Source organism: Croceitalea sp. W27 (assembly GCF_055693185.1).
In genome coordinates, this window is sequence record NZ_CM146327.1 from 3,333,906 (window position 1) to 3,358,595 (window position 24,690).

A 24,690-nucleotide genomic window follows, 5' to 3' on the forward strand; every position below is an offset into this window, starting at 1 on the left:
AAGTAGGAGATGAAGTAGATTAAAACTAACTATGCATTTGGCATTGTCTGAGTATTTTTTTAAATATCTTGCGGTGTCAAAAATTGTCCCTTAATTCTTACATATAGAAACCTGCGTAATGTCATGGTGATTAGTTGAAAAGAGAAAACTATCATTTATGAAAAAAATTACGCTTCAAGCATTTGAAATCGGAACAAGTCTATCCCGTAGACTAGTTTTAGTATTTTTTGTATTCAGCTTAATATCCCCATTTTTTGGTTATTCTTTCATTGAAGAAAATACAGTCATTTATACTGATACCGATGGTGATGGTGTTCCTGATCATCAAGATATGGATATTGATGGTGATGGCATCTTAAACATAGTAGAAGGTGGTAGTGATACAGACGGCGACGGTGTACCGAATAAGTTTGATGTAGATTCCGATAATGATGGAATCATTGATAACGTTGAAGCGCAATCCACTTATGGTTATATAGCTCCTTCTGGAAAGGATATTGATGGTAATGGATTGGATGATGCCTATGAAGTCACACCTGGAAGCTGTAATGGACTGACCCCGATTGATACCGATGGAGACGATGTGCAGGATTATTTGGATATTGATTCGGATAATGATGGAATTTTAGATAATGTAGAAGCCCAAAGTACTGATAATTTTCAGGCGCCTTGTGGAATTGACTCTGATGGAAATGGATTAGATGATCATTATGAGGAAAGTCCGGGTGCTTGCGGAGGTATTTCACCTGTTGACACTGATGGAGATCATCATCCTGATTTTAGGGATATCGATTCTGATAATGATGGAATTTTGGATAATGTTGAAGCTCAGCCTTCAGATGATTTTCAAGGACCTTGTGGAATAGATTCCGATGGTAATGGATTGGATGATCACTACGAAGAGCATCCTGGTTCAGGAGAGGGCCTTACCCCGATTAATTCGGATGGTGATGATAATCCTAATTTCAGGGACATCGATTCGGATGACGACGGTATTCCCGACAATGTAGAAGGTCAGCCCACGGAAGGCTATATACCACCAAGTGGTGAAGACAGCGACGATGACGGTTTGGACGACGCTTATGAGGGAGCAGGTGACGAAGGCATCACCCCAGAGGACACGGATGAGGATGGAGAGGATGATTATATCGATTTGGACAGTGACAACGATACGGTACCCGATAACAATGAGGGCAACGACTTCAACGAGGACGGCGAGCCGGACCAGACCTTTACGGGCGAGGATACCGATGGCGACGGATTGGACGACGGCTATGAGGGCAGTGATGTAAACGACGGCTTCGATGTCAACGATGAGATCGACGACCCTGCGAACGATCTGCCGGATACCGATGGTACCGAAGATGTAAACTATCGGGACCTTGACGACGATGGCGACGGTATCGACACCCCTGACGAGGATGCGGACGGTGACGGCGACCCGACCAATGATGATACAGATGGTGACGGCACGCCCGATTACTTGGACCCTGACAATGATGGCACGGATACGGATGGCGACGGCGTTCCCGATGTAACTGATATCGACGATGACAACGACGGTATATTGGATACGGAGGAGGACCCGAACCTTGATGGAGACGACAATCCATTGACGGACCCATTGGATACGGACGAAGATGGTATTCCAGACCACTTGGACATCGATTCCGATGACGACGGTATTCCCGACAATGTAGAAGGTCAGCCCACGGAAGGCTATATACCACCAAGTGGTGAAGACAGCGACGATGACGGTTTGGACGACGCTTATGAGGGAGCAGGTGACGAAGGCATCACCCCAGAGGACACGGATGAGGATGGAGAGGATGATTATATCGATTTGGACAGTGACAACGATACGGTACCCGATAACAATGAGGGCAACGACTTCAACGAGGACGGCGAGCCGGACCAGACCTTTACGGGCGAGGATACCGATGGCGACGGATTGGACGACGGCTATGAGGGCAGTGATGTAAACGACGGCTTCGATGTCAACGATGAGATCGACGACCCTGCGAACGATCTGCCGGATACCGATGGTACCGAAGATGTAAACTATCGGGATTTTGACGACGATGGTGACGGTATCGACACCCCTGACGAGGATGCGGACGGTGACGGGGACCCGACCAACGATGATACAGATGGTGACGGCACGCCCGATTACTTGGACCCTGACAATGATGGCACGGATACGGATGGCGACGGCGTTCCCGATGTAACTGATATCGACGATGACAACGACGGTATATTGGATACGGAGGAGGACCCGAACCTTGATGGAGACGACAATCCATTGACGGACCCATTGGATACGGACGAAGATGGTATTCCAGACCACTTGGACATCGATTCCGATGACGACGGTATTCCCGACAATGTAGAAGGTCAGCCCACGGAAGGCTATATACCACCAAGTGGTGAAGACAGCGACGATGACGGTTTGGACGACGCTTATGAGGGAGCAGGTGACGAAGGCATCACCCCAGAGGACACGGATGAGGATGGAGAGGATGATTATATCGATTTGGACAGTGACAACGATACGGTACCCGATAACAATGAGGGCAACGACTTCAACGAGGACGGCGAGCCGGACCAGACCTTTACGGGCGAGGATACCGATGGCGACGGATTGGACGACGGCTATGAGGGCAGTGATGTAAACGACGGCTTCGATGTCAACGATGAGATCGATGACCCTGCGAACGATCTGCCGGATACCGATGGTACCGAAGATGTAAACTATCGGGACCTTGACGACGATGGCGACGGTATCGACACCCCTGACGAGGATGCGGACGGTGACGGCGACCCGACCAATGATGATACAGATGGTGACGGCACGCCCGATTACTTGGACCCTGACAATGATGGCACGGATACGGATGGCGACGGCGTTCCCGATGTAACGGATATCGACGATGACAACGACGGTATATTGGATACGGATGAAGACCCTAACCTTGATGGTGACGACAATCCATTGACGGACCCATTGGATACTGACGAAGACGGCATACCAGACCACTTGGACATCGATTCGGATGACGACGGTATTCCCGACAATGTAGAAGGTCAGCCCACGGAAGGCTATATACCACCAAGTGGTGAAGACAGCGACGATGACGGTTTGGACGACGCTTATGAGGGAGCAGGTGACGAAGGCATCACCCCAGAGGATACGGATGCGGATACGGTCCCTGATTATATCGATTTGGACAGTGACAACGATACGGTACCCGATAACAACGAGGGCAACGACTTCAACGAGGACGGCGAGCCGGACCAGACCTTTACGGGCGAGGACACCGATGGCGACGGATTGGACGACGGCTATGAGGGCAGTGATGTAAACGACGGCTTCGATGTCAACGATGAGATCGACGACCCTGCGAACGATTTACCGGATACCGATGGTACCGAAGATGTAAACTATCGGGATTTTGACGACGATGGTGACGGTATCGACACCCCTGACGAGGATGCGGACGGTGACGGGGACCCGACCAACGATGATACAGATGGTGACGGCACGCCCGATTACTTGGACCCTGACAATGATGGCACGGATACGGATGGCGACGGCGTTCCCGATGTAACTGATATCGACGATGACAACGACGGTATATTGGATACGGAGGAGGACCCGAACCTTGATGGAGACGACAATCCATTGACGGACCCATTGGATACGGACGAAGATGGTATTCCAGACCACTTGGACATCGATTCCGATGACGACGGTATTCCCGACAATGTAGAAGGTCAGCCCACGGAAGGCTATATACCACCAAGTGGTGAAGACAGCGACGATGACGGTTTGGACGACGCTTATGAGGGAGCAGGTGACGAAGGCATCACCCCAGAGGACACGGATGAGGATGGAGAGGATGATTATATCGATAGTGACAGTGACAACGATACGGTACCCGATAACAATGAGGGCAACGACTTCAACGAGGACGGCGAGCCGGACCAGACCTTTACGGGCGAGGATACCGATGGCGACGGATTGGACGACGGCTATGAGGGCAGTGATGTAAACGACGGCTTCGATGTCAACGATGAGATCGACGACCCTGCGAACGATCTGCCGGATACCGATGGTACGGAGGATGTAAACTATCGTGACCTTGACGATGACGGCGACGGTATCGACACCCCAGATGAGGATGCGGACGGTGACGGCGACCCGACCAACGATGATACGGACGGTGATGGTACGCCCGATTACTTGGATCCTGACAATGATGGCACGGATACGGATGGCGACGGCGTTCCCGATGTAACGGATATCGACGATGACAACGACGGTATATTGGATACGGAGGAGGACCCGAACCTTGATGGAGACGACAATCCATTGACGGACCCATTGGATACGGACGAAGATGGTATTCCAGACCACTTGGACATCGATTCCGATGACGACGGTATTCCCGACAATGTAGAAGGTCAGCCCACGGAAGGCTATATACCACCAAGTGGTGAAGACAGCGACGATGACGGTTTGGACGACGCTTATGAGGGAGCAGGTGACGAAGGCATCACCCCAGAGGACACGGATGAGGATGGAGAGGATGATTATATCGATTTGGACAGTGACAACGATACGGTACCCGATAACAATGAGGGCAACGACTTCAACGAGGACGGCGAGCCGGACCAGACCTTTACGGGCGAGGATACCGATGGCGACGGATTGGACGACGGCTATGAGGGCAGTGATGTAAACGACGGCTTCGATGTCAACGATGAGATCGACGACCCTGCGAACGATTTACCGGATACCGATGGTACGGAGGATGTAAACTATAGGGACCTTGACGATGATGGCGACGGTATCGACACTCCAGATGAGGATGCGGACGGTGACGGCGACCCGACCAACGACGATACAGATGGTGACGGTACGCCCGATTATTTGGATCCTGACAATGATGGCACGGATACCGATGGCGACGGCGTTCCCGATGTAACGGATATCGACGATGACAACGACGGTATATTGGATACGGATGAAGACCCTAACCTTGATGGTGACGACAATCCATTGACGGACCCATTGGATACTGACGAAGACGGCATACCAGACCACTTGGACATTGATTCGGATGACGATGGCATCCCAGACAATGTAGAGGGCCAGTCCACGGAAGGCTATATACCACCAAGTGGTGACGACAGTGACAACGATGGACTTGACGATGCCTATGAAGGTACGGGCGACGAAGGCATCACCCCAGAGGATACGGATGCGGATACGGTCCCTGATTATATCGATTTGGACAGTGACAACGATACGGTACCCGATAACAACGAGGGCAACGACTTCAACGAGGACGGCGAGCCGGACCAGACCTTTACGGGCGAGGACACCGATGGCGACGGATTGGACGACGGCTATGAGGGCAGTGATGTAAACGACGGCTTCGATGTCAACGATGAGATCGACGACCCTGCGAACGATTTACCGGATACCGATGGTACCGAAGATGTAAACTATCGGGATTTTGACGACGATGGTGACGGTATCGACACCCCTGACGAGGATGCGGACGGTGACGGGGACCCGACCAACGATGATACAGATGGTGATGGTACGCCTGATTACCTAGATCCAATTGACAACACACCAGAGCCAGAAGCAATTATAGTTAATCAAATGGTGACACCTAATGGAGACGGAAAGAATGATTTCTTATTTATTAGAGGCGTTGAAAATGCTCGCAATAATACACTAAGAATATTCAATAGATGGGGTATTGCAGTATATGAAGGTCAAGGTTACAATAACATAAATAATGTATTTGACGGAAGATCAAAGGGAAGGTCTACTTTAAGCGTAAATGATTTCCTTCCTTCAGGTATATATTTTTATATATTTGAGTACGATTCTAATCAAGGAAGAATTACAGATAGCGATTATTTCTATATCAGTAAGTAACATATAAATATGAATATGATTAAGAAGAGCATATTATTGCCAATACTTTTTATAGCAGTTACAATTCAAGGTCTGATCGCTCAACAAGATGCACAGTATACCCAGTATATGTTTAATACTATAAGTGTTAATCCCGCATATGCAGGGTCTAGAGGGCAATTGACCTTTGCCGGACTTTACAGATCACAATGGGTAGGCCTAGACGGAGCTCCAGAAACTTTTACTATAAATTTACATTCTCCGATTCGTAATAGTAGACTAGGTTATGGCCTTTCTGTGGTAAATGATAATATTGGTGATGGAGTTGTACAAGAGACCTATATAGATGGCGTAATTTCGTATACTTTGGATGTTTCTCAAAATGCAAAACTTTCTTTTGGACTTAAAGGAGGTGGAAATTTTTTGAGCCTTGATTTTACAAAACTTAGAAATTTTGACGAAGAAGTTGTACAGCAAGATAATATAGACAACCAGTTTACGCCAAATTTCGGCCTAGGTGTTTATTATCATACCGATAAATTCTATGCTGGTTTTTCAGCCCCCAACATTTTGGAAACTGAATTTTTTGATAATAGCAACAATGATTCAAACGAGGTTAATTTCTTGGCAGCGGAACGAATCAATTTTTACTTTATTACAGGTTATGTTTTTGATTTAAATGGGAATTTGAAGTTTAAACCTGCTCTATTGACAAAAGCAGTTGGTGGAGCACCCTTACAGGTTGATGTATCTGCTAATTTTTTAGTAAATGAACGTTTTAGTTTTGGAGCCGCATATCGCTGGGATGCGGCAATAAGCGCTTTAGCTGGATTTCAAATCAATGACCAAATAATGTTGGGATTGGCTTATGATAAAGAGACTACAGAACTAGGAACAAGAAGATTTAATGATGGTTCTTTTGAAATATTTCTTAGACTAGAATTGTTGAAAAAGTTCCAAAAAACGGTTTCTCCACGTTTCTTCTAAAAACTAATTATATGTACAAAAAAGTACTTCTTTTCACAATAGCATTTATTTCAAGTTTTGGTTTAACCTACGGCCAAGAACGTCTTTTGGAAAAAGCTGATGAAAAGTATGAGGAATATTCTTTTAGACCTGCAATCGATATTTATAAAAAGGTAAGGGAAAAAGGGTTCTCTTCTCCAGACTTATTAAAGCGATTAGGCAACTCATATTATTTTAATGCCAATTATGAGGAAGCTTCAGAGATTTATAAAGAGTTGATCGAAAAGTATGATTCTGTTGTTACCCCAGATTATGTCTTTAGATATGCCCAATCATTGAAGACCCTGGGTGAATATGAAGGGGCGGATGCTATGATGGCTAAGTTTTCTAGACTAGCTAAAGAAAGTGGTATCGATTCGAGTTTCGATGAAGATTATATGAAAAAAATCGAGGAAAACTCAGGACGATATGATATTCAACAGTTTAAGTATAATTCCAAGTATTCAGATTTTGCACCTTCGTTTTATAAAGAGGGGTTGATATTTTCTTCTGATAGGGACACTGGTAACTTAGCAAGATATCGTCATACATGGAATGCCAGGGACTTTTTGGACATTTATGAAGTCAATGAGGCCAATGAAGATAATGAAGTAGTTCAAAAGGTTTCAGGAGATATAAATACTAGACTCCATGAGTCAACATCTGTTGTTACCAAAGATGGCAGCACAATGTATTTCACCAGAAACAACTTTTTGGATGGTAAAAAGTACAAAGACGAAAAAGGAACGATCCGATTAAAAATATACAAGGCGACTTTAATAGAAGGTGAGTGGACAGATATTGAAGAATTACCATTTAATAGTGATAGCTATTCGGTTGCCCATCCCGTACTTAGTCCAGATGAAAAGGCCTTATATTTTGCTTCAGATATGCCAGGAACCTTTGGGGAATCTGATATTTTTAAGGTGCAAATTGTAGGTGATGGCACCTATGGTCCTCCAATCAATTTAGGAAAAACCATTAATACCGAAGCGAGGGAAACCTTTCCTTTTATCACGCAATCAGATGTGCTTTATTTTTCTTCAGATGGCCACCCAGGATTAGGAGGTTTAGATGTTTTTGCGACAAAGATTGCTTTTGATGAATATGATCAGCCTATAGTTAATGTTGGGAAACCTATAAATGGTAAGTATGATGATTTCTCATTCATCCTAGATGAAGAAAAGACTATGGGGTACTTTGCTTCAAACCGTATTGACGGAACGGGTGATGATGATATTTATAGTTTTAAAGAAACAGAACCCATTTCTTTAGACTGCTTGCAAGAAGTAACTGGTACGGTAAGAGATAGAATTTCAAATGAAATTTTAACAGGGGCTACTGTAAAGATTATCGATGAAGAAAATAATGTGGTATCATCCACCATTACCAATGCCAAAGGAGAATATATCTTAAGTCTTGATTGTAACCAAGGTAATTTCGTTAGGGCAATGATGGAGGGTTATGTTCCATCCGAAGAATATCTTGTAAAGTCTTATGGAAAACCAAGAATTGTCGATTTTTATTTAGAGAGAGATCTGGTAACCGGAGGATTTGGAGACGATTTGGCCAAGTTGTTACAATTAAGTACGATTTATTTTGATTTGAACAAGTTCGATATTAGACCAGATGCAGAGATTGAAATCCAGAAGGTTATTGCTGCAATGGAAAAATACCCTAGTTTAAAGATAAAAGTAAATGCGCATACAGATAGTAGAGGTAACGATGCTTATAATTTATGGTTATCACAAAAAAGAGCGCAATCTACTGTAGCATACATGATTGCTAAAGGTATTTCAGCGGATAGATTAGATGGCCAAGGATATGGTGAAGAACGTCTTATGAACGAATGCGAAAACGGTGTAAGATGCTCAAATGAGAAACACCAATTGAACAGACGTTCTGAGTTTATCATATTTGATTGATTCTTAACAACTACCAACAGGCATTTAAACTAGTGTTTTTGAGCTTTTATCGATAAAATGCATCCAAAAATAAACACTACTTTTTTTATACACTACAATTATTAAGGTATTTATGTTGTTTTTGGTTTAACTCGCAACAAATAGTTAGTCAGCAGTTTGTTAAATTCTAATTTTACTTTTTAGGGGATAATAACATCCATTCCACATAACAAAGTAGATTTAGATGAATTCTTTTTATAAAACTGTAGGTATTTGGTTATTATTTACAACAGTAGTTTTAAGCCAGTGCCCATTTGGAGGCACCAATTCTGGAACTGTTGTTACACCTACGAGTACGGATCAGTTTACGGGAAATTTACGTGGTGGAAGGTATTTTACCATGAACGTGGTCTCAGGTGGTCTATATACCGTATCGACAGTAGGTTTGGCTGGATGGGACACGCAATTAACTATACATGATACTAGTGGAAACTTTATCGATTATAATGACGACTTTGGTGGCGCTTTACAGTCCGAAATAACATTTATATCTCCATTAACAGGACAAGTAAGAGTTTTATTAAATGAATTCAACTGTCAAACAACAAATGGAGGAACTACAACTCAAGTTAGATACAGTGGTAGCTCAAGTTACCTAACCGTAAATGATATTTCGGTTGCTGAGGAAGATGGCGCGGCAACATTTACGGTCACTTATAATGGAGCTACTACCAGTGCTTTTAATGTTGATTACACAACTTTCGACGGTTCGGCCGAAGATGTTTTTGACTATTCAGCAATGTCGGGTACACTTTCATTTACTGGTACCGTGGGTGAAGATAGAACAGTTGCTGTTACTTTAGTAGATAATACTTTTGGCGAAAACACCGAGGAATTTTATTTGGTTTTGTCCAATGCTACTAACGGTGTAGACATCGCAAATTTTGGTACTGCCACAATTACGGATACCGATCCAGCAATACCTCAAGACGTTCCATTGGCTTTGTACGATGATTTAAGCGGAAATTTTGACTATACTGTGGCTGGCGGTACCTTTAGAACACAATCTAATACTACTGATGCCTGCGCCATAACAACTACTTCATCTGGTTCGGTAACTTCAACCATTCCTGCAGGTGCTGTAATAAAAAGAGCTTATTTATATTGGGCGCATTCCAATAATAACCCAGATAATTTCGTGACCTTTGAAGGACAATCGGTTGAAGCCGATGTCATTTATGGGGCATCTTTCTTTAATGCCTCCTTAGGTGGCAATGTCCAGTTTTTTGGATACATTTCAGATGTAACTTCAATAGTGGATGGCATAACCAACCCGACTAGTAATATTTATGACGTAACCGACTTAAATATTGATGACGCTGGAAATTATTGTGCTTCTGCGACTGTATTGGGAGCATGGTCCCTTATGATTTTTTATGAAGAGGTGTCCCTGCCTGCCGCGACCATTAATTTATACTATGGATTTGATATAACATCAAATGCGGGTACTTCTTTTACTCTAGACAACTTTTATGCAATAAGCCCGGCAGGAAGTAAAGCAACATTTTTGTCTTATGAAGGTGATGCCACATTGGACGGTTCTAGCTCAGGTTCTACAAACCCAGAAGAGCTTTCTATTACCAATCAATTAGGTGTAACCAATATTCTATCCGGTGATGGTGGCCAAACAGGAAATAATGCCTATAATTCAACAATATATGATGGTCCAGCTGGTGTTAATAACAGTAATATTTATGGACTGGATTTGGACACTTATGACATTTCGTCCTACATTGTTAGTACAGATACACAGGTAACTGCTAATGTTGATGTAGGTCAAGATTTGGTGATATCAAGCGCGGTGCTATTGAGAGTACCCTCAAATTTAATTTCGGGTACTGTCTTTGAAGATATAAATTATCCCGGGGGTAATGGTCGTAATTTAGCCGATGCGAGTGGAATTGGTTTGGAAAACGCCACCGTAGAGCTATATGATGCAACGAGTACTTTAATAAATACTACCACTACAGATTCTTCAGGAAATTATTCATTTGGAGGTATGGCAGATGGTAGTTATACGGTACGGGTCGTGAATTCTTCAATACTTTCAAGTAGAGGGGGCGGATCAGGATGTACCACGTGTTATGCAGTTCAAACTTTTAAAACAACTTATAACGGCACGACTACAGATGAAGTTACAGATGAAGTAGGGGGTGCCAACCCAGCCGGTGAAGATACTGCTGCTGGCATACTTGCCGGCGCGCAAACAGTATCGTCAATAGTAATTGCATCAGGTGGTATAGGTAATATTGATTTCGGTTTTAATTTTAATACGATTGTCAATACCAATGAAAACGGACAAGGCTCTTTAGAGCAATTTATAGTTAATTCGAATAGCCTTGATGAAACAGGGTTGAACATACAGGCAAACAGCATTTTTGATCCGGCACTTGGTGAGGATACGTCCATATTTATGATTCCTCCAACGGCCGACCCGCAGGGAAGAACTGCCGATGCCAATTTCAACGGAAGCTATTTTGATATTTTTATTTCCAATGCAAACCCCATGAGCTCTATTATTGCAGCTAACACGATAATCGACGGTAGAACTCAAACTGCCTATTCAGGTGATACAAATACAGGAACAATTGGTGCTGGAGGAACAGCGGTAGGAGTTTCTGGAACAGTTTTACCAAATTACGAACTTCCAGAGATACAAGTGCATATTAATGCAGGAGATGTTTTTAAAGTTGAAGGTGATAATACCGTAATACAGAACTTGGCAATTTATGCCAATAATAATGCAGCAGTACGCATTGATGATGGTGACAACGTTCGAGTGAGTAGTTCTTTATTAGGTGTTAATGCAGCTGGTGTTAATGCCGGAGACATTAATTATGGTGTAGAAATTCTGGGTACAACCTCAGGTGATTTATTTATAGATGGCAACTACATTTCTAGTACTGTTACCTCAGGAATATTTGTCAATGGAGGAGCAGGTTCAAAGATTATTGAAAACAATCATATTTTCGCTATAGGTAATAGCCCTTGTGATCGTGGAATAGATATCAGAAATGGTTCGAGCGGGGTTATCATAAGGCAAAATTTAATTGAAAATTCCGCCAGTGTCGGTATTGATAATACTGGCCCAGGAGATATAGTCATCACTGAAAATTCAATTACCGGTTCAGGTCAAGACGGAGGTAATTGCTCCGGTAATGTTGAGAATTTCGGGGTCCGCTTGAGCGGAAGTAATTCAAGTATCAGTAATAACATAATTTTTGATAATGGCGGCTCGGGTATTGTTTTAGTAGGCGGTTCAGGCGATACGGGCAATCTAATTTCGCAGAACTCAATTTATAATAATGGCACAGCTTCGCCTGCTTTAGGTATCGACCTGGTTACTTCAGGTGTAATACCGGACGGAGTTACGCTTAATGATACCGGTGATGCAGATTCTGGCCCAAATGGCTTGATAAATTTTCCTATTATAGCAAGCATTTATAAGTCTGGCAGTAATATGGTTATTTCTGGTTGGTCTAGATCGGGTACTATCATTGAGTTCTTTTTAACGGATATCAATGAAGGTACTGCTATAGCAGGGGATAATACCTTAGGTCTTTCTACCGACTATGGTGAAGGACAGGTCTTTATTGGATCCTTTGTTGAAGGTAGTATTGATGATACGGATACAGGAGTTTCGGCGTATACTGATACTGATAACAATACAGACAATACCAATAGATTTTCATTTACTATTCCTTTGCCGAGCGGGTCAGATCTTGGAGCCGGCTTAACTGCAACAGCAACACTTGCTAGTTCAACTTCAGAATTTTCCCCAATAAGTATTATCAAAGCATATACTGTAATTACCAATCGAAGAATTACGTATAGAGTTAAGAAGAATTGAATTATACAATTAGTTTAAGATGATAGTAGCATCTTTTAAGACTTTTGATGATTAAGTTTTTTCAGGTTTGATGCAGTCAAAATTTTTCAAAAAAATCAGTTTAAATTTTAATTTTTATCAGCCATTTTTGGTTTTGATAATTTATTCTGTTTAGGGTAATATAGGGCTTCTTTAAATTGCCTGTAAGCATAGTAATGATAGGTTTTAATCGATTAACGGTAATTAACTCCTATTAAGGGCAAACCTCATATTTTAAGGCATAGACTTTACAATTTATCACTTACACAACATTTATTTCCTGTGGGTATACATAAAGTTAATTTTGTAGGGTATTAGACTGTTTTGATTAGAAATACAGTTGAATATGGTTTAAAATGAATGATTTGAAAGACTTATCAAAGACAAGACAGATGAAGACAATTAGTGCACTTATGAAGTATAGTGATGTCATTAAACTTGAGGCTTCGTCGTACAATCAAATCATAAAGACCATTTCTTTATAACAACACCTATAGCTATTACAATGTCAAATAAAAATAGACCCATGAAACAGAATCTTATTTTTCTGATTTTTCTACTGATTACTACGGTTGGCTTTTCGCAAACTACGGTTACGCTGCAAGATCAATGTAATTGTGAAGTACTTAGTGGAACAGATGTTTCTGCCCCAGGAGTAAGTACTCCCACCGGAGCAGATACGGGAGACATTTATGTGAACACCACTTCTGGGATTATATTTTTCTGGGATGGTGATTCATGGGAACTTACATCAAGTGACAACCAACAATTAACAGGTTTCACTTTTAATGACACAACCAATCAGCTTACCCTTGATTTGGAAAGAGGAGGCACTATTAGTGTTGATTTAAGTAGCCTTAGTGATACACTTGCGGATACCAATACCGTTATTACGTCTTATGCAATAGATACTGCCACCAATAGTCTGGTAATTACTGATAGCGATTCAAATACATTTTCAGTACTGTTAGCGGATATTGCAGCTATTGTTGATACGGACAATCAAACCTTATCGGAAGTACTTACAGAAGGTGCCGATGCGGGGGGAGCGGTAATTACAGGTTTAGGTACTCCTGTTGCAGGTACAGACGCAGCCACAAAGGCCTATGTAGATGCTTTGGATACGGACGATGCGGATGCTGACCCGACCAACGAGATACAGACATTAAGCCAAGCGGGCACGGACGTTACACTTTCCAATGGAGGTGGCACGATATCGGTAGCTGACAACGATAACGATGCGACCAATGAGATACAGGATGCGAACGAGGTAAACATCACGGATGCGGGCGGAAACTTCACGGCAACGGAAGTAGAGGGTGCCTTGGCGGAACTGGCGGCAAGCAATGCGGGCGACAACGATACGGACGCTACGAACGAGATACAGAATTTAGGCGAGGTATTGGCCGATGGCAATGATGGGGGCGGAGCCGCTATCACGAACATCGCCGACCCGACCAATGCGCAAGACGCGGCCACAAAGGCCTATGTAGATGCTTTGGATACGGACGATGCGGATGCTGACCCGACCAACGAGATACAGACATTAAGCCAAACGGGTACGGACGTTACCTTATCCAATGGAGGTGGAACGATATCGGTAGCTGACAACGATAACGATGCGACCAACGAGATACAGGATGCGAACGAGGTGAACATCACGGATGCAGGCGGAAACTTCACGGCAACGGAAGTAGAGGGTGCCTTGGCAGAGCTGGCGGCAAGCAACGCGGCCGACAACGATACGGATGCTACGAACGAATTACAGAATTTAGGCGAGGTATTGGCCGATGGCAATGATGGAGGCGGAGCCGCTATCACGAACATCGCCGACCCGACCAATGCGCAAGACGCAGCCACAAAGGCCTACGTAGATGCCTTGGATACGGACGATGCGGATGCTGACCCGACCAACGAGATACAGACATTGAGCCAAACGGGGACGGACGTTACACTTTCCAATGGAGGTGGCACGATATCGGTAGCGGACAATGATAACGATGCGACCAACGAGATACAGGATGCGAACGAGGTAAACATCACGGATGCAGGCGGAAACTTCACCGCAACGGAAGTAGAAGGTGCCTTGGCGGAACTGGCGGCGAGCAATGCGGCCGACAACGATACGGATGCTACGAACGAATTACAGAATTTAGGCGAGGTATTGGCCGATGGCAATGATGGAGGCGGAGCCGCTATCACGAACATCGCCGACCCGACCAATGCGCAAGATGCAGCCACAAAGGCCTATGTCGATGCCTTGGATACGGACGATGCGGATGCTGACCCGACCAACGAGATACAGACCTTGAGCCAAACGGGTACGGACGTTACACTTTCCAATGGAGGTGGCACGATATCGGTAGCTGATAATGACAATGATGCTACCAACGAGATACAAGATGCGAACGAGGTAAACATCACGGATGCAGGTGGCAACTTCACCGCAACAGAGGTAGAAGGTGCCTTGGCGGAACTGGCGGCGAGCAATGCGGCCGACAACGATACCGACGCGACGAACGAACTACAGACATTAAGTCAAACGGGCACGGACGTTACATTATCCAATGGAGGTGGCACGATATCAGTAGCGGACAACGATAACGATGCGACCAATGAGATACAAGATGCTTCGGAGGTAAGTTATGATAATGCTACCTCAGGTTTGAGCTCGACGGATACCCAAGGAGCGATAGATGAATTAAAAGCTGATGTTGATGCATTCGCGGCAACCTCTGGACAAACAAACACAGCATCCAATGTAGGGGCAGCAGGTGTAGGAACATTTGCTAGAAAGACAGGAGCTGATTTAGAGTTTAAAAATATTAATGCCGGTTCCAATAGAATAACTATTACCGATGATACGGCAAACGATGAGATCGACATAGATATCAATGATGCTGCTTTGGATGCAACATTTGCTACAGATGCTGAATTAGCGGCGCTTAATACGGACGACGCGGATGCGGACCCGACCAACGAGATACAGACCTTGAGCCAAACGGGCACGGACGTTACACTTTCCAATGGAGGTGGCACGATATCGGTAGCGGACAATGATAACGATGCGACCAATGAGATACAGGATGCGAACGAGGTAAACATCACGGATGCAGGCGGAAACTTCACGGCAACGGAGGTAGAAGGTGCCTTGGCGGAACTGGCGGCGAGCAACGCGGCAGACAACGATACGGATGCTACCAACGAGATACAGACATTAAGCCAAACGGGCACGGACGTTACCTTATCCAATGGAGGAGGCACGATATCGGTAGCTGATAATGATAACGATGCGACCAATGAGATACAAGATGCGAACGAGGTAAACATCACTGATGCGGGCGGAAACTTCACCGCAACGGAGGTAGAAGGTGCCTTGGCCGAGTTAGCGGCGAGCAATGCGGCCGACAACGATACGGATGCTACGAACGAGATACAGAATTTAGGCGAGGTATTGGCCGATGGCAATGATGGAGGCGGAGCCGCTATCACGAACATCGCGGACCCTACCAATGCGCAAGACGCAGCCACAAAGGCCTATGTAGATGCCTTGGATACGGACGATGCGGATGCGGACCCAACAAATGAGATACAGGATTTAAGTTTAAGCTCGAACACGTTGAGCCTTAGCGGCGATGCTACGACAGTGGATTTAAGTGGTTATTTGGACAATACGGATAATCAAACGGCTACGGAAGTAGCTATCACTGATGCAGGCGGAAACTTCACGGCAACGGAAGTAGAGGGTGCCTTGGCCGAGTTAGCGGCGAGCAATGCGGCCGACAACGATACGGATGCTACGAACGAATTACAGAATTTAGGCGAGGTATTGGCCGATGGCAATGATGGAGGCGGAGCCGCTATCACGAACATCGCGGACCCGACCAATGCGCAAGACGCAGCCACAAAGGCCTATGTAGATGCCTTGGATACGGACGATGCGGACGCTGACCCGACCAACGAGATACAGACATTAAGCCAAACGGGCACGGACGTTACCTTATCCAATGGAGGAGGCACGATATCGGTAGCGGACAATGATAACGATGCGACCAATGAGATACAGGATGCGAACGAGGTAAACATCACTGATGCCGGTGGCAACTTTACGGCAACGGAAGTAGAAGGTGCCTTGGCGGAACTGGCGGCGAGCAACGCGGCGGACAACGATACGGATGCTACGAACGAGATACAGACATTAAGCCAAACGGGTACGGACGTTACGTTATCCAATGGAGGTGGCACGATATCGGTAGCGGACAATGATAACGATGCGACCAATGAGATACAGGATGCAAACGAGGTAAACATCACCGATGCCGGTGGCAACTTTACGGCAACGGAGGTAGAGGGTGCCTTGGCCGAGTTAGCGGCAAGCAATGCGGCCGACAACGATACGGATGCTACGAACGAATTACAGAATTTAGGCGAGGTATTGGCCGATGGTAATGATGGAGGCGGAGCCGCTATCACGAACATCGCCGACCCTACCAATGCGCAAGATGCAGCCACAAAGGCCTATGTGGATGCTTTGGATACGGACGATGCGGATGCGGACCCGACCAACGAGATACAAGATTTAAGTTTAAGCACGAACACCTTAAGTTTAAGTGGCGATGCGACGCCGGTCGATTTGAGCGGATACCTTGACAACACTGACAACCAGAACGCCGGTCAGGTAGCTATCACTGATGCAGGCGGTAACTTCACTGCAACAGAGGTAGAAGGTGCCTTGGCGGAACTGGCGGCGAGCAATGCGGCCGACAACGATACCGACGCGACGAACGAACTACAGACATTAAGTCAAGCAGGCACGGACGTTACCTTATCCAATGGAGGAGGCACGATATCGGTAGCTGATAATGATAACGATGCGACCAACGAGATACAGGATGCAAACGAGGTAAACATCACTGATGCGGGCGGAAACTTCACGGCAACGGAGGTAGAGGGTGCCTTGGCGGAACTGGCGGCAAGCAACGCGGCCGACAACGATACGGATGCTACCAACGAGATACAGGATGCGAACGAGGTGAACATCACGGATGCGGGCGGTAACTTCACTGCAACGGAAGTAGAGGGTGCCTTGGCGGAACTGGCGGCAAGCAACGCGGCAGACAACGATACCGACGCGACGAACGAATTACAGAACATAGAGGAAGTCCTTACCGATGGCAACGATGCCAATGGATTGGTACTTACCGGTCTTGGGACACCGACCGCTGCAAGCGATGCAGCCACAAAGGCCTATGTCGATGCCTTGGATACGGACGATGCGGACGCTGACCCGACCAACGAGATACAGACATTAAGCCAAACGGGCACGGACGTTACCTTATCCAATGGAGGAGGCACGATATCGGTAGCTGATAATGATAACGATGCGACCAATGAGATACAAGATGCGAACGAGGTAAACATCACGGATGCAGGCGGCAACTTTACGGCAACGGAAGTAGAAGGTGCCTTGGCTGAACTGGCGGCAAGCAACGCGGCCGACAACGATACGGACGCAACGAACGAACTGCAGAACCTGGGCGAGGTATTGGCCGATGGCAATGATGGAGGCGGAGCCGCTATCACGAACATCGCCGACCCGACCAATGCGCAAGACGCGGCCACAAAGGCCTACGTAGATGCTTTGGATACGGACGATGCGGATGCGGACCCGACCAACGAATTACAGACATTAAGTCAAACGGGTACGGACGTTACGCTTTCCAATGGAGGTGGCACGATATCGGTAGCGGACAACGATAACGATGCGACCAATGAGATACAGGATGCGAACGAGGTAAACATCACGGATGCAGGCGGAAACTTCACGGCAACGGAAGTAGAAGGTGCCTTGGCGGAACTGGCGGCAAGCAACGCGGCCGACAACGATACCGACGCTACGAACGAACTACAGAATTTAGGCGAGGTATTGGCCGATGGCAACGATGGTGGCGGATTGGCGATTACGAACATCGCCGACCCGACCAATGCGCAAGACGCAGCCACAAAAGCTTATGTAGATGCCTTGGATATAGATGATGCGGATGCGGACCCGACCAATGAGATACAGGATGCGAACGAGGTGAACATCACGGATGCAGGCGGAAACTTCACGGCAACGGAAGTAGAGGGTGCCTTGGCGGAACTGGCGGCGAGCAATGCGGCGGACAACGATACCGATGCTACGAACGAATTACAGACATTAAGCCAAACGGGCACGGACGTTACATTATCCAATGGAGGTGGCACGATATCGGTAGCGGACAACGATAACGATGCGACCAATGAGATACAGGATGCTTCGGAGGTAAGTTATGATAATGCTACCTCAGGTTTGAGCTCGACGGATACCCAAGGAGCGATAGATGAATTAAAAGCTGATGTTGATGCATTCGCGGCAACCTCTGGACAAACAAACACAGCATCCAATGTAGGGGCAGCAGGTGTAGGAACATTTGCTAGAAAGACAGGAGCTGATTTAGAGTTTAAAAATATTAATGCCGGTTCTAATAGAATAACTATTACCGATGATACGGCAAACGATGAGATCGACATAGATATCAATGACGCTGCTTTGGACGCAACATTTGCTACAGATGCTGAATTAGCGGCGCTTAATACGGACGATGCGGATGCGGACCCGACCAACGAGATACAGGATTTAAGTTTAAGCACGAACACCTTAAGTTTAAGTGGCGATGCTACGACAGTGGATTTAAGCGGTTATTTGGACAACACTGACAACCAGAACGCCGGTCAGGTAGCTATCACTGATTCAGGCGGTAACTTTACGGCAACGGAGGTAGAAGGTGCCTTGGCGGAACTGGCGGCGAGCAACGCGGCCGACAACGATACGGATGCTACGAACGAGATACAGATATTAAGCCAAACGGGCACGGACGTTACGTTATCCAATGGAGGTGGCACGATATCGGTAGCGGACAATGATAACGATGCGACCAATGAGATACAAGATGCGAACGAGGTAGCCATCACGGATGCAGGTGGCAACTTCACGGCAACGGAAGTAGAAGGTGCCCTGGCGGAACTGGCGGCGAGCAATGCGGCAGACAACGATACGGATGCTACGAACGAATTACAGAATTTAGGCGAGGTATTGGCCGATGGCAATGATGGAGGCGGAGCCGCTATCACGAACATCGCCGACCCGACCAATGCGCAAGATGCAGCCACAAAGGCCTATGTCGATGCCTTGGATACGGACGATGCGGATGCTGACCCGACCAACGAGATACAGACATTGAGCCAAACGGGGACGGACGTTACACTTTCCAATGGAGGTGGCACGATATCGGTAGCGGACAATGATAACGATGCGACCAACGAGATACAGGATGCGAACGAGGTAGCCATCACGGATGCAGGCGGTAACTTCACTGCAACAGAGGTAGAAGGTGCCTTGGCGGAACTGGCGGCGAGCAATGCGGCAGACAACGATACGGATGCTACGAACGAATTACAGAATTTAGGCGAGGTATTGGCCGATGGCAATGATGGAGGCGGAGCCGCTATCACGAACATCGCCGACCCGACCAATGCGCAAGACGCAGCCACAAAGGCCTACGTAGATGCCTTGGATACGGACGATGCGGATGCTGACCCGACCAACGAGATACAGACATTGAGCCAAACGGGGACGGACGTTACACTTTCCAATGGAGGTGGCACGATATCGGTAGCGGACAATGATAACGATGCGACCAACGAGATACAGGATGCGAACGAGGTAGCCATCACGGATGCAGGCGGTAACTTCACTGCAACAGAGGTAGAAGGTGCCTTGGCGGAACTGGCGGCGAGCAATGCGGCAGACAACGATACGGATGCTACGAACGAATTACAGAATTTAGGCGAGGTATTGGCCGATGGCAATGATGGAGGCGGAGCCGCTATCACGAACATCGCCGACCCGACCAATGCGCAAGACGCAGCCACAAAGGCCTACGTAGATGCCTTGGATACGGACGATGCGGATGCTGACCCGACCAACGAGATACAGACATTAAGCCAAACGGGCACGGACGTTACACTTTCCAATGGAGGTGGCACGATATCGGTAGCGGACAATGATAACGATGCGACCAATGAGATACAGGATGCGAACGAGGTAAACATCACTGATGCAGGCGGTAACTTCACCGCAACAGAGGTAGAAGGTGCCTTGGCGGAACTGGCGGCAAGCAATGCGGCCGACAATGATACGGATGCTACGAACGAGATACAGACATTAAGCCAAACGGGTACGGACGTTACATTATCCAATGGAGGTGGCACGATATCGGTAGCGGACAATGATAACGATGCGACCAATGAGATACAGGATGCGAACGAGGTAAACATCACGGATGCAGGCGGAAACTTCACGGCAACGGAGGTAGAAGGTGCCTTGGCGGAACTGGCGGCGAGCAACGCGGCCGACAACGATACGGCCGCAACGAACGAACTGCAGAACCTGGGCGAGGTATTGGCCGATGGCAACGATGGTGGCGGATTGGTGATTACGAACATCGCCGACCCAACCAATGCACAGGACGCTGCCACTAAGGCTTACGTTGATGCTTTGGACACCAACGATGCGGATGCGGACCCGACCAACGAGATACAGACATTAAGCCAAACGGGCACGGACGTTACGCTTTCCAATGGAGGTGGCACGATATCGGTAGCTGACAACGATAACGATGCGACCAACGAGATACAGGATGCGAACGAGGTAAACATTACGGATGCCGGTGGCAACTTTACGGCAACGGAAGTAGAGGGTGCCTTGGCGGAACTGGCGGCAAGCAATGCGGCCGACAACGATACGGATGCTACGAACGAGATACAAGATTTAAGTTTAAGCACGAACACCTTAAGTTTAAGTGGCGATGCTACGACAGTGGATTTAAGCGGTTATTTGGACAATACGGATAATCAAACGGCTACGGAAGTAGCTATCACTGATGCGGGCGGTAACTTCACTGCAACAGAAGTAGAAGGTGCCTTGGCGGAACTGGCGGCAAGCAATGCGGCCGACAACGATACCGATGCTACGAACGAATTACAGACATTAAGTCAAGCAGGCACGGACGTTACGCTTTCCAATGGAGGTGGCACGATTTCGGTGGCGGATAATGACAATGATGCTACCAACGAGATACAGGATGCGAACGAGGTAAACATCACGGATGCAGGCGGTAACTTCACGGCAACGGAGGTAGAAGGTGCATTAGCAGAGTTAGCGGCAAGCAACGCGGCCGACAACGATACCGATGCGACCAACGAACTACAGAACATAGAGGAAGTCCTTACCGATGGTAACGATGCTAATGGATTGGTACTTACCGGTCTTGGTACACCAACCGCTGCCAGCGATGCAGCCACAAAGGCCTATGTCGATGGTCAAATAACAGCTAATACAGCGGATGGCACAGAAACGATAGTTACAGCAGGAACGGATATTAGCGTGACAGGTGATGGAAGTTCTGGTAATCCATATGTGATAAACAATGTAAGAGTACCAGTGGCTCAGGCTAGGGTATTTTATCCTCCATCGATAGAAGTTGATGCTTCAAATCCTGATCCTTTAACTGACAGAACAATAGATTTACATGCTCAATATATTGCCCAATTTGGCTCTCCGGTAGCAAGTAGTGCAGGTACTATTCCTACCTATTTGGCTACAGAGCTTGACTATCATGTGACTTTTGCAGATCCAGATGTTTTTGGAGATGGTACTAATGTTTTGAACATGAGCGTAGATGCCAATGGAATTCTGACCTATAGAATATATAATGCACCAACAGATTACAATGCACTAATCAACGTAGTATTTGTTGTAAAATAAATAATTAAAACGACCCCAAATCCATTTGAAACTTTTCAAAACATATAGGTTTTTAGTTCTTAGTCTTGTTTTTACAATGCTTGGAATTACATTATCCAATGCGCAATTCTTACTTCAGGCACCTACCACGGATAGTGACGGAACACGTTCGAACTTCCGTTGGTACGAAGCATCGGATACAGCAACAATTTTGAGTACGGATTCTTTTTACGAAGCAACGCAACCTGGTGTTTATTTTGCGACGTATGATGGCACGCTTTGTGGTTCTAATGCAACAGGCTATTTTATCTTGACAGATTGTAACTCACCGGACAACGAAGTTACCTTAGATATTAGCCAGAATGTTTCCGGGTCTGCAACAGTTAGTTGGAATGATGCATCATTAAGCGGAACAACACCAACAGTAACTGCAACCACAAGTTTTGTTAGGTATCAGGCTACAATTACCAAGGCAGGTAATACTATACCATTACCAAGATTTACAGTAGCTTGCTTAAGTCAGGCAGCTACTTTAGTTGATGATGCAATTGCAGTCAATGAAGACGAATCGGTTGTTGTCCCAATCTTCGATAATGATTCTGATTTACCAACTACGGGTACTTTGACGACTACAGATCCTGCGAATGGAACCGTAACAATCAACGATAATGGCACACCTAATGACCCTTCAGATGATATTGTGACCTATACGCCAAATGCAGACTACAATGGTCCGGATTCTTTTGATTACACGGTTTGCGATAGTAGTGGAGCGTGCAGCACGGCTACTGTTACCATAGATGTTTTACCTATTGTCGATACATTTGATGATTCGGTTTCTACTGAAGTTGATACTCCAATTGACATTGATATTTTGGCAAATGATAATGATTTGCCGACTACAGGTACCTTAACAACAACAAATCCTTTTAATGGAACGGTCGTAATTAATGATAATGGTACACCTAATGACCCATCTGACGATTTTGTGACCTACACGCCAGATGCCGGTTTTGAGGGTATAGACACTTTCGAGTATACAATTTGCGATGCACTTGGTAATTGTGATACTGCAACAGTAACTGTTATTGTAACTCCGGTTGCTACGACAGAATTGGATAGTGATAATGATGGTATTGCAGATAGTTTTGAAGACCTGAATTTAGATGGAGATAACGATCCATCCACAAACCCTACCGATACGGATGGCGATGGAATACCAGATTATTTGGATATCGATAGCGATGATGATGGAATTCCTGATAATATTGAAGCACAAACTACTGCAGGATATATTCCACCAAGTGGAGTCGATGCGAATGATAATGGTATTGATGATGCCTATGAGAATAATGGAAACTTAGGCCTAATTCCTGTCGATACAGACGGCGATGGAATTCCAGATTATGTTGATGATGATAGTGATAATGATGGTGTTCCTGATAGCACGGAAGCACATGACTTTGACCAAGACGGAATACCAGATGTGGTTTGGCTAGGTTCAGATAAAGACAATGATGGACTAGATGATGGTTATGAAGGTGATACCCAAATAGACATCGATCCGAATGATGAGATAGATGATCCGAGTACAGACTTACCAGATACGGACCAAGACGGAATACCGGATTATAGGGATACGGATGACGATGACGATGGTATCGTTACTTCTGATGAGGACGATAATTTGGATGGAGACTTTGCAAATGATGATGCAGATGCAGATGGTATACCAAATTATCTTGACCCAGACTTAGGTGAAGAAGAAGAGGACGAAGTCGAAGTATTTAATGTTATCACTCCGAACGGCGATGGTATACATGATATATTACGAATAAGAAATATTGAAAATTATCCAAACAACACGGTAAAAATCTATAACAGATGGGGAGTTTTGGTCTTTGTCACCAAAGCATACAATACAAGTGGTAATGTTTTTGACGGAACTTCACAAGGAAGAGTTACGGTGAACCAAGACAATAAATTACCAGTTGGTACGTATTTCTACGTTATAGATTACGAAAATGATGCAGGTATAACTAAACAGCTCTCAGGTTATATATATATAAACAGATAAATGGATGAAACTGTG

6 protein-coding genes are annotated in these 24,690 nt (G+C 45.8%); all 6 read left to right on the top strand.

The genetic code is table 11. The features are described 5' to 3' along the window. Positions 1–157 precede the first annotated feature (157 nt). The gene (locus ACZ1GR_RS15095) at positions 158–5,956 is read left to right on the top strand and encodes a gliding motility-associated C-terminal domain-containing protein (RefSeq protein ID WP_472609715.1); all 5,799 of its coding nucleotides are present in this window, start codon (positions 158–160) and stop codon (positions 5,954–5,956) included. Between the two features lie 15 nt (positions 5,957–5,971). After that, positions 5,972–6,922 (top strand): PorP/SprF family type IX secretion system membrane protein, encoded by a 951-nt coding sequence (locus ACZ1GR_RS15100; RefSeq protein ID WP_472609716.1) that lies wholly within the window; start codon positions 5,972–5,974, stop codon positions 6,920–6,922. Positions 6,923–6,933: 11 nt separating this feature from the next. After that, the gene (locus ACZ1GR_RS15105; protein WP_472609717.1) at positions 6,934–8,865 is read left to right on the top strand and encodes an OmpA family protein; all 1,932 of its coding nucleotides are present in this window, start codon (positions 6,934–6,936) and stop codon (positions 8,863–8,865) included. A 223-nt stretch (positions 8,866–9,088) separates the two neighbouring features. Then, positions 9,089–12,754 carry a beta strand repeat-containing protein gene (locus tag ACZ1GR_RS15110; protein WP_472609718.1) on the top strand — a complete coding sequence of 1,222 codons (3,666 nt, stop codon included), beginning with the start codon at positions 9,089–9,091 and terminating at the stop codon, positions 12,752–12,754. 544 nt (positions 12,755–13,298) lie between these two features. Continuing rightward, a complete protein-coding gene (locus tag ACZ1GR_RS15115; protein WP_472609719.1) occupies positions 13,299–22,619 on the top strand; it encodes a beta strand repeat-containing protein in 9,321 nt (3,106 codons plus the stop codon). A gap of 76 nt (positions 22,620–22,695) precedes the next feature. Beyond that, positions 22,696–24,675, top strand: a complete 1,980-nt coding sequence (locus ACZ1GR_RS15120) for an Ig-like domain-containing protein (protein WP_472609720.1) — start codon at positions 22,696–22,698, stop codon at positions 24,673–24,675. Positions 24,676–24,690: the final 15 nt, after the last annotated feature.